The organism is Pseudomonas sp. KBN10P06128, assembly GCF_037574945.1.
Taxonomy (GTDB): domain Bacteria; phylum Pseudomonadota; class Gammaproteobacteria; order Pseudomonadales; family Pseudomonadaceae; genus Pseudomonas; species Pseudomonas aeruginosa.
The window spans coordinates 6,260,493-6,273,244 of the sequence record NZ_JBBELR010000001.1 but is presented as its reverse complement, the minus strand read 5'-3'; the positions used below and the strand labels follow the sequence as shown (position 1 = coordinate 6,273,244).

Annotated in this window: 10 protein-coding genes; all 10 read left to right on the top strand. The window is 68.4% G+C overall.

The genetic code is table 11. From position 1 onward, the window contains the following. Positions 1 to 14: 14 nt before the first annotated feature. Entirely contained in the window at positions 15 to 1,694 is a 1,680-nt protein-coding gene (hutU, locus tag VQ065_RS29215) for a urocanate hydratase (RefSeq protein ID WP_340080501.1), read from the top strand. A 107-nt stretch (positions 1,695 to 1,801) separates the two neighbouring features. After that, a complete protein-coding gene (locus tag VQ065_RS29210; RefSeq protein WP_003095954.1) occupies positions 1,802 to 3,244 on the top strand; it encodes a purine-cytosine permease family protein in 1,443 nt (480 codons plus the stop codon). A 96-nt stretch (positions 3,245 to 3,340) separates the two neighbouring features. Continuing rightward, positions 3,341 to 4,870 (top strand): histidine ammonia-lyase, encoded by a 1,530-nt coding sequence (gene hutH, locus VQ065_RS29205; protein WP_003095952.1) that lies wholly within the window; start codon positions 3,341 to 3,343, stop codon positions 4,868 to 4,870. A gap of 62 nt (positions 4,871 to 4,932) precedes the next feature. Beyond that, a complete protein-coding gene (locus VQ065_RS29200; RefSeq protein ID WP_003095950.1) occupies positions 4,933 to 6,336 on the top strand; it encodes an amino acid permease in 1,404 nt (467 codons plus the stop codon). A 117-nt stretch (positions 6,337 to 6,453) separates the two neighbouring features. After that, positions 6,454 to 7,422, top strand: coding sequence for an ABC transporter substrate-binding protein (locus VQ065_RS29195; RefSeq protein ID WP_003095948.1), 969 nt, complete (start codon positions 6,454 to 6,456; stop codon positions 7,420 to 7,422). A 24-nt stretch (positions 7,423 to 7,446) separates the two neighbouring features. Then, a complete protein-coding gene (locus VQ065_RS29190; protein ID WP_003095946.1) occupies positions 7,447 to 8,298 on the top strand; it encodes an ABC transporter permease in 852 nt (283 codons plus the stop codon). Next, a complete protein-coding gene (locus tag VQ065_RS29185; RefSeq protein ID WP_003095945.1) occupies positions 8,295 to 9,125 on the top strand; it encodes a quaternary amine ABC transporter ATP-binding protein in 831 nt (276 codons plus the stop codon). The genes VQ065_RS29190 and VQ065_RS29185 overlap by 4 nt, the downstream gene beginning before the upstream one ends. Next, positions 9,122 to 10,654 (top strand): HAL/PAL/TAL family ammonia-lyase, encoded by a 1,533-nt coding sequence (locus VQ065_RS29180; protein ID WP_003101754.1) that lies wholly within the window; start codon positions 9,122 to 9,124, stop codon positions 10,652 to 10,654. The genes VQ065_RS29185 and VQ065_RS29180 overlap by 4 nt, the downstream gene beginning before the upstream one ends. Continuing rightward, positions 10,651 to 11,859: an imidazolonepropionase gene (gene hutI / locus VQ065_RS29175; RefSeq protein ID WP_003095941.1), complete on the top strand. Its 1,209-nt coding sequence runs from the start codon at positions 10,651 to 10,653 to the stop codon at positions 11,857 to 11,859. Before VQ065_RS29180 ends, hutI begins: the two co-directional genes overlap by 4 nt. After that, positions 11,852 to 12,652: an N-formylglutamate deformylase gene (hutG, locus tag VQ065_RS29170; protein WP_003095940.1), complete on the top strand. Its 801-nt coding sequence runs from the start codon at positions 11,852 to 11,854 to the stop codon at positions 12,650 to 12,652. The genes hutI and hutG overlap by 8 nt, the downstream gene beginning before the upstream one ends. Positions 12,653 to 12,752 lie beyond the last annotated feature (100 nt).

Here is a 12,752-nt window from a genome sequence, read left to right as displayed (position 1 = left end):
CCCAGGAGCCTGCCGTGACCACCCCGAGCAAATTCCGCGATATTGAAATCCGCGCCCCGCGCGGCACTACGCTGACCGCCAAGAGCTGGCTGACCGAAGCGCCGCTGCGCATGCTGATGAACAACCTCGACCCGGAGGTCGCGGAGAACCCCAGGGAACTGGTGGTTTACGGCGGCATCGGCCGTGCCGCGCGCAACTGGGAGTGCTACGACAGGATCGTCGAGACCCTCAAGCAACTGAACGACGACGAGACCCTGCTGGTACAATCCGGCAAGCCGGTCGGCGTGTTCAAGACCCACGCCAACGCGCCGCGGGTGCTGATCGCCAACTCCAACCTGGTGCCGCACTGGGCGACCTGGGAACACTTCAACGAACTGGACGCCAAGGGCCTGGCGATGTACGGCCAGATGACCGCCGGTTCGTGGATCTACATCGGCAGCCAGGGCATCGTCCAGGGCACCTACGAAACCTTCGTCGAGGCTGGCCGCCAGCATTACGACGGCAATCTCAAGGGCCGCTGGGTGCTTACCGCCGGCCTTGGCGGCATGGGCGGCGCCCAGCCGCTGGCGGCGACCCTGGCCGGCGCCTGTTCGCTGAACATCGAGTGCCAGCAGAGCCGCATCGACTTCCGCCTGCGCAGTCGCTACGTCGACGAGCAGGCCAAGGACCTGGACGACGCCCTGGCGCGGATCCAGCGCTACACCGCCGAAGGCAAGGCCATCTCCATCGCCCTGCTGGGCAATGCCGCCGAGATCCTTCCGGAACTGGTTCGCCGCGGCGTACGCCCGGACATGGTCACCGACCAGACCAGCGCCCACGATCCGCTCAACGGCTACCTGCCGGCCGGCTGGAGCTGGGAAGAGTACCGCGACCGCGCGCAGACCGACCCGGCCGCCGTGGTCAAGGCCGCCAAGCAGTCCATGGCGGTACACGTGCGGGCCATGCTGGCGTTCCAGCAGCAGGGCGTGCCGACCTTCGACTATGGCAACAACATCCGCCAGATGGCCAAGGAAGAGGGGGTGGCCAATGCCTTCGATTTCCCCGGCTTCGTCCCGGCCTACATCCGCCCGCTGTTCTGTCGCGGCTTCGGTCCGTTCCGCTGGGCCGCGCTGTCGGGCGACCCGCAGGACATCTACAAGACCGACGCCAAGGTCAAGCAACTGATCCCCGACGATGCCCACCTGCACCGTTGGCTGGACATGGCCCGCGAGCGCATCAGCTTCCAGGGCCTGCCGGCGCGCATCTGCTGGGTTGGCCTGGGGCTGCGCGCCAAGCTCGGCCTGGCCTTCAACGAGATGGTGCGCAGCGGCGAGCTGTCCGCGCCGATCGTCATCGGCCGCGACCACCTCGACTCCGGCTCGGTGGCCAGCCCCAACCGCGAGACCGAGGCCATGCAGGACGGCTCCGACGCGGTGTCCGACTGGCCGCTGCTGAACGCCCTGCTGAATACCGCCAGCGGCGCCACCTGGGTCTCGCTGCACCACGGCGGCGGCGTGGGCATGGGCTTCTCCCAGCACTCCGGGATGGTGATCGTCTGCGACGGTAGCGACGAGGCCGCCGAACGCATCGCCCGCGTGCTGACCAACGACCCGGGGACCGGGGTGATGCGGCACGCCGACGCCGGCTACCAGGTCGCCATCGATTGCGCGAAGGAGCAGGGCCTGAACCTGCCGATGATCACCGCCCAGCGCTGACCTCGGAAACCGCCTCCACGCCGGCGGGGCGTGGGGGCGGCCGCCCACTGTCCCGACCAGGCCACAACAAGAATGGCGGCGCGCGAGCCGCAGCGGAGTACAGCAGCATGACCCAGGGCAGCGACAGCAAGCCACTGATCGAACGGCGCTCGATCGACTACATCCCGGCGAACGAGCGTCACGGTCGCCTCTACAGCCAGTTCACCCTCTGGCTGGGGGCTAATCTACAAATCACCGCCATCGTCACCGGCGCCCTCGCCGTGGTCCTCGGCGGCGACGTGTTCTGGTCGCTGGTCGGCCTGCTCATCGGCCAGCTCCTCGGCGGTGCGGTGATGGCCCTGCACGCCGCGCAGGGGCCGCGCCTGGGGCTGCCGCAGATGATTTCCAGCCGGGTGCAGTTCGGCGTCTACGGCGCCTGCATCCCGATCGCCCTGGTGTGCCTGATGTACCTGGGCTTCACCGCCACCGGCACGGTGCTTTCCGGCCAGGCCATCGGCCAGCTCACCGGGCTCAGCGACAGCGCCGGGATCTTCATCTTCGCCGCCTTCATCGTCCTGGTGACGGTGCTCGGCTATCGCGTCATCCACATCATCGGGCGGATCGCCAGCGTCCTCGGCATCATCGCCTTCGTCTACCTGTTCAGCCGCCTGATGCTGCTCAGCGACATCGGCGATCTGCTCGCCATCCGCCACTTCAGCTGGGCCTCGTTCCTCCTCGCGGTGTCGCTGGCGGCGTCCTGGCAGATCGCCTTCGGCCCCTACGTGGCCGACTATTCACGCTACCTGCCGGCGTCCACCTCGTCGTGGAAGACCTTCCTCGCCGTCGGCCTCGGCTCGGTGCTCGGCGCCCAGGCCTCGATGGTCCTCGGGGTGTTCTCCGCAGCCCTGGCCAACGGTCAGTTCGCCGGCCGCGAGGTGGCCTACATCGTCGGCCTGGGCAGCAGCGGGACCGTCGCCGCGCTGCTCTACTTCAGTATCGCCTTCGGCAAGGTGACCATTTCCACGCTGAACTCCTACGGAAGCTTCATGTGCATCGCGACCATCATCAGCAGCGTACGCGGTCAACTGGAGATCACCCGCGTGCAACGCCTGTTCTTCGTCCTCGCGATCGTCGGCGCCTCGACGCTCATCGCGCTGCTCGGCCAGCACTCGTTCCTCGCTGCGTTCAAGTCCTTCATCCTGTTCCTGCTGACCTTCTTCACCCCGTGGAGCGCGGTGAACCTGGTCGACTACTACTTCATCACCCGCGAGCGCTATGACGTGCCCGCGCTGGCCGACCCCGACGGCCGCTACGGTCGCTGGAACCTGCCGGGAATCGCCGTCTATACCCTCGGCGTGCTGGTGCAGATGCCGTTCCTGGCGACCACGCTGTACACCGGACCGATGGTCGAGCACCTCGGCGGCGTGGATATCTCCTGGATCATCGGCTTGCTGGTGCCGGCGGTCCTCTACTACCTGGTGGCGCGGCGCAAGGCCACGCGCCAGGCCCCGGCGCGAATGATCCTGCCGGCCGATCCCGGCGCCTTCGAACGTCCCGCGCACGGGGCCTGAGACGAATTTCCAGGGCGGCGCGGCCGCCTTCAATCCCATGAAACGCCGCTGGCGGACGGCGCTGCCGAGCCCGCCGAACCGAACAAGGAGCCTTCGATGAGCCTGCATCTGAAACCCGGCCAGCTGACCCTGGCCGACCTGCGCCAAGCCTACCTGGCCCCCGTGCGCCTGAGCCTGGATCCCAGCGCCGACGCGCCGGTCGCCGCCAGCGTCGCCTGTGTCGAGAACATCATCGCCGAGGGCCGCACCGCCTACGGCATCAATACCGGTTTCGGCCTGCTGGCCTCGACGCGGATCTCCCCGGCCGACCTGGAGAAGCTCCAGCGCTCCATCGTCCTGTCCCATGCCGCCGGCGTCGGCGAGGCGCTGGACGACGCCATGGTGCGGCTGGTCATGCTGCTCAAGGTGAACAGCCTGGCTCGCGGGTTCTCCGGCATCCGCCGCAAGGTGATCGACGCGCTGATCGCGCTGATCAACGCCGAGGTCTATCCGCACATCCCGCTGAAAGGCTCGGTGGGCGCCTCCGGCGACCTGGCGCCGCTGGCGCACATGTCGCTGGTGCTGATCGGCGAAAGCCGGGCGCGCCATCGCGGTGAGTGGCTGCCGGCCGCCGAAGCGCTGGCGGTGGCCGGGCTGGAGCCGCTGACCCTGGCGGCGAAGGAAGGCCTGGCCCTGCTCAATGGCACCCAGGTATCGACCGCCTACGCGCTGCGCGGGTTGTTCGAGGCCGAGGACCTGTTCGCCGCCGCCACCGTCTGCGGCGGGCTCAGCGTCGAGGCCATGCTCGGTTCGCGGGCGCCGTTCGATGCGCGCATCCACGCCGCGCGCGGCCAGCGTGGGCAGATCGACGTGGCCGCGGCCTATCGCGACCTGCTCACCGCCAGCAGCGAGGTGGCGCGTTCCCATGAGAAGTGCGACAAGGTCCAGGACCCCTATTCGCTGCGTTGCCAGCCGCAGGTGATGGGCGCCTGCCTGACCCAGATGCGCCAGGCCGCCGAGGTGCTGGAGATCGAAGCCAACGCGGTTTCCGACAACCCGCTGGTATTCGCCGCCGAGGGCGACGTGATCTCCGGCGGCAACTTCCACGCCGAACCGGTGGCGATGGCCGCCGACAACCTGGCCCTGGCGCTGGCCGAGATCGGTTCGCTGTCGGAACGGCGCATCTCGCTGATGATGGACATGCACATGTCGCAGTTGCCGCCGTTCCTGGTGGCCAACGGCGGGGTCAACTCCGGCTTCATGATCGCCCAGGTCACCGCCGCCGCGCTGGCCAGCGACAACAAGGCCCTGGCCCATCCGGCCAGCGTCGACAGCCTGCCGACCTCGGCCAACCAGGAAGACCACGTGTCGATGGCGCCGAACGCCGGCAAACGGCTCTGGGCGATGGCCGAGAACGTCCGCGGGATTCTCGCCGTGGAATGGCTGGGCGCCTGCCAGGGCCTGGACTTCCGTGAGGGCCTGAAGAGTTCGCCGAAGCTGGAGCAGGCTCGCCGCCTGCTGCGCGACAAGGTGCCGTACTACCAGGAGGATCGCTTCTTCGCCCCTGACATCGAGGCCGCGAGCCAGTTGCTCGCCAGCGGTTGCCTGAACGCGCTGCTGCCGGCCCGGCTGTTGCCGAGCCTTTGATACCCGCCCCCGGCCGCTCGGCCGGGGCGCTCCAGCAAGAACAACAACAGGAGAGCCGAGGGATGACGCACGACACGGGGCTTCGGCGCGGGCTGAACGCCCGTCATATTCGTTTCATGGCACTGGGGTCGGCGATCGGCACCGGCCTGTTCTACGGTTCCGCATCGGCCATCCAGATGGCCGGGCCGGCGGTGCTGCTGGCCTACCTGGTCGCCGGCGCGGCGGTGTACATGGTGATGCGCGCGCTCGGCGAGATGGCGGTGCACGAGCCGGTGTCCGGCTCGTTCGGCCATTACGCCAGCAGCTATCTCGGCCCCCTGGCCGGGTTCGTCACCGGCTGGACCTACGCTTTCGAGATGATCATCGTCTGCCTCGCCGATGTCACCGCGTTCGGCATCTACATGGGGTTCTGGTTTCCCGACGTGCCGCGCTGGATCTGGGTACTGTCCATCGTGCTGTTCATCGGCGGGCTGAACCTCTGCCATGTCAAGGTCTTCGGCGAGCTGGAGTTCTGGCTGTCGCTGGTCAAGGTCGGCGCCATCGTCGCGATGATCCTCGCCGGGCTCGGCATCATGTTCTTCGGCTTCAGCCTGGGCGGCGCGGCGACGTCCGCCACCGGCGTGCACAACCTGTGGCAGCACGGCGGCTTCCTGCCCAACGGCTGGGCCGGGCTGGTCGCCTCGCTGTCGGTGGTGGTGTTCGCCTTCGGCGGCATCGAGATCATCGGCATCACCGCCGGCGAGGCACAGGACCCGCAGCGGGTGATCCCGCAGGCGATCAATGCGGTGCCGCTGCGCATCCTGCTGTTCTACGTGCTGACCCTGTTCGTGCTGATGGCGATCTTCCCCTGGCAGCAGATCGGCAGCAACGGCAGTCCCTTCGTGCAGATCTTCGACGGCCTGGGGATCGAGTCGGCCGCGGCGATCCTCAATGTCGTGGTGATCACCGCGGCGATCTCGGCGATCAACAGCGACATCTTCGGCGCCGGTCGCATGCTCTACGGCATGGCCCGCCAGGGCCAGGCGCCGGTCGGCTTCTCGCGGGTGTCGCGGCACGGCGTGCCGTGGATGACCGTGCTGCTGATGGCGGTGGCCCTGCTGCTCGGCGTGGCGCTGAACTACCTGATCCCGCAGAGCGTATTCCTGCTGATCGCTTCCATCGCCACCTTCGCCACCGTGTGGGTCTGGCTGATGATCCTCCTGGCCCAGGTCGGCATGCGCCGGCGCATGGGGCCGCGCCAGGTCGCCGCGCTGAAGTTCCCGGTGCCGCTGTGGCCATTCGCGCCGGCGGCGGCGATCGTATTCATGCTGTTCATCTTCGTGGTGCTCGGCTATTTCCCGGACACCCGCCCGGCCCTGTGGGTCGGGGCTATCTGGATCGCCGTGCTGGTGATCGCCTACCGGCGCTGGGTCAGGCCGAAGGGCGATGCCGCGCATGGCGTGCTTCAGGCCCAGGGAGGGCTGTGACGGAACCGACGGCGGCCTGAGCCGCCGGCCAATAACAACGATCGAGGCCGTTCCCCCGGGCGCGGCCCGCAGGTTTTCCAACTGCCTTTCCCAATCGTGCATCTGGAGCGTCGAACCATGCGATACAAGAAGTCGATGTTGAGTGTTCTCTGTGCCCTCGGCCTGCTCGCCGCCGCGGCGGGCGCCCAGGCAGAAGGTTGGTGCGAGTCCGGCAAGGCGGTGAAATTCGCCGGGCTGAACTGGGAGAGCGGGACCCTGCTCACCGAGCTGATGCAGTTCGTCCTGGCCAAGGGCTACGGCTGTACCACCGACAGCCTGCCGGGCAACTCGATCACCATGGAGCAGGCGCTGAGCACCAATGACATCCAGGTCTTCGCCGAGGAGTGGATCGGCCGCAGCGACGCCTGGAACAAGGCCGCCGCCGCCGGCAAGGTGGTCGGCGTCGGCGAACCCATCGTCGGCGCGGTGGAGGGCTGGTACGTGCCGCGCTACGTGATCGAGGGCGACCCGCAGCGCAAGCTCGAGGCGAAGGCGCCGAAGCTGCGCTCTATCGCCGACCTGGCGCAGTACGCCGAGGTCTTCCGCGACCCGGAAGAACCGGGCAAGGGGCGCTTCTACAATTGCCCGGCCGGCTGGACCTGCGAGCTGGAGAACAGCGAGATGCTGAAAAGCTACGGCCTGGAGGAGACGTTCACCAATTTCCGTCCGGGCACCGGCCCGGCACTGGACGCGGCGGTGCTGTCGAGCTATCGGCGCGGCGAGCCTATCCTGTTCTACTACTGGTCGCCGACGCCGCTGATGGGCCGCGCCGACCTGGTGCGCCTGGAGGAAAGGCCCGGCGTCGACAAGCGCATCAGGATCCAGGTCGGCCTGTCGCGGACCTTCCACGACCAGGCGCCGGAGCTGGTGGCGGTGCTGGAGAAGGTCAACCTGCCGGCGGAGCTGCTGAACAGCGACCTGGCGCGGATGGCCAAGGACAGGATCGATGCAGCGCGCCTGGCGCGCGAGTTCCTCAAGGAGCACCCCGAGGTCTGGCACGCCTGGGTCGACGAGGACGCGGCGAAGAAGATCGAAGCGGCACTCTGAACCCACGACCGACGAGAGCAGACCATGTTTCCCGAACGCCTGACATTTTCCATCGCCGACTGGGTCAACGCTTGGGTCGACGCCCTGGTGACCAACTACGGCGACCTGTTCCGCAAGATCTCCGACACCCTGCTGTGGGCCATCGTCAACCTCGAAGGGCTACTCCGCGCCACGCCCTGGTGGCTGTTGCTGGCGATCGTCGCGGCGATCGCCTGGCACGCCACCCGGCGCCTGCTGCCGACCCTGGTGATCACCGGCCTGCTGTTCCTGGTCGGCGCCGTCGGCCTCTGGGACAAGCTGATGCAGACCCTCGCGCTGATGCTGGTGGCGACCTTCATCTCGGTGCTGATCGGCATCCCCCTGGGCATCCTCGCCGCGCGCAGCAACCGCCTGCGCGCGGTACTGATGCCGCTGCTGGACATCATGCAGACCATGCCCAGCTTCGTGTACCTGATCCCGGTGCTGATGCTGTTCGGCCTGGGCAAGGTGCCGGCGATCTTCGCCACCGTGATCTATGCCGCGCCGCCGCTGATCCGCCTCACCGACCTGGGCATCCGCCAGGTCGACAGCGAGGTGATGGAGGCGGTCAACGCCTTCGGCGCCAACCGCTGGCAGCAGCTGTTCGGCGTGCAGTTGCCGCTGGCCCTGCCGAGCATCATGGCGGGGATCAACCAGACCACCATGATGGCCCTGTCGATGGTGGTGATCGCTTCGATGATCGGCGCCCGCGGACTCGGCGAAGACGTACTGGTGGGCATCCAGACGCTGAACGTGGGCAAGGGCCTGGAAGCCGGCCTGGCGATCGTCATCCTCGCGGTGGTGATCGACCGCATCACCCAGGCCTACGGCCGTTCCCGGCACGAGACGAGCAAATGAGCGGTGCGCAGATGAACAAGATCGAAGTGAAGAACGTGTTCAAGATCTTCGGCCCGCGCGCCGATGCCGCGCTGGCGCTGATCCGCCAGGGACGCAGCAAGGCCGAAGTGCTGGCGCAGACCGGCTGCGTGGTCGGCGTCAACGACCTGTCGCTGTCCATCGGCGCTGGCGAGATCTTCGTGATCATGGGCCTGTCGGGTTCCGGCAAGTCGACCCTGGTGCGCCACTTCAACCGCCTGATCGACCCCACCAGCGGCGAGATCCTGGTGGATGGCGAGGACATCCTGCGCTACGACATGGAAGCCCTCCGGCAATTCCGCCGGCGCAAGATCAGCATGGTGTTCCAGAGTTTCGGCCTGCTGCCGCACAAGAGCGTGCTCGACAATGTCGCCTACGGCCTGAAAGTTCGCGGCGAAAGCCGGGCGCAGTGCCACGAGCGGGCCCTGCACTGGATCGCCACGGTGGGCCTGAAGGGCTACGAGAAGTCCTATCCGCACCAGCTTTCCGGCGGCATGCGCCAGCGCGTCGGCCTGGCCCGCGCGCTGGCCGCCGACACCGAGATCATCCTCATGGACGAGGCCTTCAGCGCCCTCGACCCGTTGATCCGCGCGGACATGCAGGACCAGTTGCTGGAACTGCAGAAAACCCTGCACAAGACCATCGTCTTCATCACCCACGACCTCGACGAGGCGGTACGCATCGGCAACCGCATCGCGATCCTCAAGGACGGCCAACTGATCCAGGTCGGCACACCACGGGAAATCCTCCACCAGCCGGCCGACGACTACGTCGACCGCTTCGTCCAGCGGCGGGTGGCGAACCTATGAGCGACCTACCGAGCGTCGTGTTCGGCGACGGTCCGCTGCGTTGGCAGGAACTGGTCGCGGTGGCCCGGCACGGTGCGCGCCTGGAACTGTCGGCGGCGGCCTGGGCACGGATCGACAACGCCCGCGCCATCGTCTGCCGTATCGTCGCCAATGGCGAGCGTGCCTACGGCATCAGTACCGGCCTCGGCGCGCTGTGCGACGTCCTGCTGGAAGGCGAGCAGCTCGCCGAGCTGTCGCGCAACACCTTGCTCAGCCATGCCTGCGGGGTCGGCGAGCCGCTGCGCGACGAACAGACCCGGGCGATCATCTGTGCCGCCGTCGCCAACTACAGCCAGGGCAAGTCCGGGCTCGACCGTTCGCTGGTGGAAGGGCTGCTGGCGCTGCTCAACCACGGGATTACCCCGCAGGTGCCGGCCCAGGGCTCGGTGGGCTACCTGACCCACATGGCGCACGTCGGCATCGCCCTGCTCGGCATCGGCGAGGTCAGCTACCGCGGCAGCGTCGTGCCGGCCGCCGCCGCGTTGGCGGCGGAAGGCCTGGCGACGGTGCGCCTGGGAGCCAAGGACGGGCTCTGCCTGGTCAACGGCACGCCGTGCATGACCGGCCTCGCCTGCCTGGCCCTGGACGACGCGCAGCGCCTGGCGCAGTGGGCCGACGTGATCGGGGCGATGAGCTTCGAGGCCCTGCGCGGCCAACTGGCGGCGTTCGACGCCGAGATCGTTGCGCTCAAGCCGCATCCCGGGATGCAGCGGGTCGCCGCCAATCTGCGGGCCTTGCTGGCTGGCAGCCAGGTGCTGGAGAACGCCCGCGGCATCCGCACCCAGGATGCCCTGAGCATCCGCTCGATACCGCAGATCCATGGCGCCTGCCGTGACCAGTTGGCCCACGCGGCGCGGCAGATAGAGACCGAACTCAACTCGGCCACCGACAACCCGCTGCTGCTGGGTACGCCGGAGGCCTACCGGGTGGTATCCCAGGCCAATCCCCACGGCGAATCGGTGGCGATGGCCGCCGACCTGCTGGCGATCGCCGTGGCCGAGCTGGGCGGGGTCGCCGAGCGGCGCCTGGATCGCCTGGTCAACCCGCTGGTCAGCGGCCTGCCGGCGTTCCTGGTGGGCAAGCCGGGAGTCAACTCGGGGATGATGATCACCCAGTACGTCGCCGCCTCCCTGGCCGGCGAGAATCGCCAGCTGGCGCAGCCGGCGGTGGTCGACAACTTCGTCACCTCGGCGCTCCAGGAGGACCACCTGAGCCTCGGCACCAGTGCCGCGCTCAAGCTTGGCAGGGCCCTGGAGAACCTCCGGCGGATCCTCGCCATCGAGTACCTGCTGGCCGCCCAGGCCTTCGAATTCCTCGCCCCGCAACGCTTCGGCCAGGGCACCGCGGCGGCCTGGGGCATCCTGCGCGAGCGCGTGCCCGCGTACGACACCGACCGCTGGCTGGCTCCCGACATCGCCAGCGCGGCGGCCATCCTCGGCGAGCGGAAGAGTCTCGCCCGGCTGGCCGCGAGCATAGGAGACCTGCAATGAAACGACTCTGGCAGCATTGCCATGCCGCCACCCTCAAGGGCGGCAAGTACTCGATCGTCGAGGACGCCGCCCTGGTCACCGACGGTCCGCTGATCCACTGGATCGGCCCGCGCGCCGAACTGCCGCCCGACGACTACGCCGAACGCATCGACCTCGATGGCGCCTGGCTGACCCCGGGGTTGATCGACTGCCATACCCACGCGGTGTTCGGCGGCAACCGCAGCGGCGAATTCGAGCAGCGCCTGGAGGGCGTCAGCTACGCCGAGATCGCCGCCGCCGGCGGCGGTATCGCCAGCACCGTACGCGCCACCCGCGAGGCCAGCGAGGAAGAATTGCTGGCCAGCGCGCGCAAGCGCCTGGACCCCTTGCTGCGCGACGGCGTGACGGCGCTGGAGATCAAGTCCGGCTACGGCCTCGACCTGGCCAGCGAACGCAAGATGCTACGAGTCATCCGCCGCCTCGGCGAACGCCTGCCGGCGACCGTGCGCAGCACCTGCCTGGCCGCCCATGCGCTACCGCCGGAATACGCCGGGCGCGCCGACGACTACATCGAGCATATCTGCTCGACGATGCTCCCCGCGCTGGCCGGAGAGGGACTGGTGGACGCGGTGGACGCCTTCTGCGAGCACCTGGCGTTTTCCCCGGCGCAGGTCGAGCGGGTATTCATCGCCGCCCGCGAGCTGGGCCTGCCGGTGAAGCTGCACGCCGAGCAGCTATCCTCGCTGCACGGTTCCAGCCTGGCGGCGCGCTACCGGGCTTTGTCGGCCGACCACCTGGAGTACATGACCGAGGACGACGCCCGCGCCATGGGCGAGGCGGGCACCGTCGCGGTGCTGCTGCCGGGCGCCTTCTACCTGCTGCGCGAGACCCAGCTGCCGCCGATCGATGCCCTGCGCCGGCACGGCGTGGCCATGGCCATTGCCAGCGATCTCAATCCCGGCACCTCGCCGGCGCTGTCGTTGCGCCTGATGCTGAACATGGCCTGTACCCTGTTCCGCCTGACCCCGGAGGAGGCGCTGGCCGGTGTCACCCTGCACGCCGCCCGGGCGCTGGGGCTGGAAGCCCGCCACGGCAGCCTGGAGGTCGGCAAGCTGGCCGACTTCGTCGCCTGGGATATCGAGCGTCCGGCGGAGCTGGCCTACTGGCTGGGTGGCGATCTGCCGAAACGCGTCATTCGCCACGCCGAGGAGGTATACCGTGGATGAAGTCCTGAGTTTCAAGCGCGGCCGCGTGCCGCTACTGATCAGCATGCCGCACCCCGGCACGCGCCTGACCCCGGCGGTGGACGCCGGCCTGGTGGAGGAGGCGCGGGCGCTGACCGATACCGACTGGCACATTCCCCGGCTCTACGATTTCGCCGAGGAACTGGGCGCCAGCACCCTGGCTGCCCACTATTCGCGCTATGTAGTCGATCTCAACCGCCCTTCCGACGACAAGCCGCTGTACAGCACCGCCACTACCGGCCTGTATCCGGACACCCTGTTCGACGGCCGGCCGCTCTACCGCGAAGGCATGGCGCCGTCCGCCGAGGAACGCATGCGCTACCTGGCCGAAGTGTGGACGCCCTACCACCGGACCATCGCCGAGGAACTGGCGCGGCTGAAGGCCGAGTTCGGCTACGCGCTGCTCTGGGACGCCCACTCGATCCGTTCCCACGTGCCGCACCTGTTCGACGGCCGACTGCCCGACTTCAATCTCGGCACCAACGCCGGCGCCAGTTGCGATCCAGCGCTGGCGGCCCGCCTGGAGGCGGTCTGCGCTGCCGCCGAAGGCTACAGCCATGTGCTCAACGGGCGCTTCAAGGGCGGCCACATCACCCGCCACTACGGCCAGCCGGAGCAGCACGTCCATGCCGTCCAGCTGGAGCTGGCGCAGTGCACCTACATGGACGAGCAGGCCCCGTTCGCTTACCGCGCGGACCTCGCCGAAGCGACCCGCGCGGTCATCCGCGAACTGCTGGAAAGCCTCCTCGCCTGGGGTCGCGAGCGCTACGCCTGAGGTGCTCGGAGGCGGCGGACGCCTGGCCCGTCCTGGCGGACGTGAATGCCGCGGATGGGGTGGGGCGTCCGTGTCGGCATTCTGGAAATTTTCTGTTACA

Excerpts from the sequence above, each read along its gene's own strand:
- VQ065_RS29200 (WP_003095950.1), top strand. The coding sequence starts at position 4,933 with ATGACGCACGACACGGGGCTTCGGCGCGGGCTGAACGCCCGTCATATT.
- hutH (WP_003095952.1), top strand. The coding sequence starts at position 3,341 with ATGAGCCTGCATCTGAAACCCGGCCAGCTGACCCTGGCCGACCTGCGC.
- VQ065_RS29180 (WP_003101754.1), top strand. The coding sequence starts at position 9,122 with ATGAGCGACCTACCGAGCGTCGTGTTCGGCGACGGTCCGCTGCGTTGG.
- hutI (WP_003095941.1), top strand. The coding sequence starts at position 10,651 with ATGAAACGACTCTGGCAGCATTGCCATGCCGCCACCCTCAAGGGCGGC.
- VQ065_RS29185 (WP_003095945.1), top strand. The coding sequence starts at position 8,295 with ATGAGCGGTGCGCAGATGAACAAGATCGAAGTGAAGAACGTGTTCAAG.
- VQ065_RS29195 (WP_003095948.1), top strand. The coding sequence starts at position 6,454 with ATGCGATACAAGAAGTCGATGTTGAGTGTTCTCTGTGCCCTCGGCCTG.
- VQ065_RS29190 (WP_003095946.1), top strand. The coding sequence starts at position 7,447 with ATGTTTCCCGAACGCCTGACATTTTCCATCGCCGACTGGGTCAACGCT.
- VQ065_RS29210 (WP_003095954.1), top strand. The coding sequence starts at position 1,802 with ATGACCCAGGGCAGCGACAGCAAGCCACTGATCGAACGGCGCTCGATC.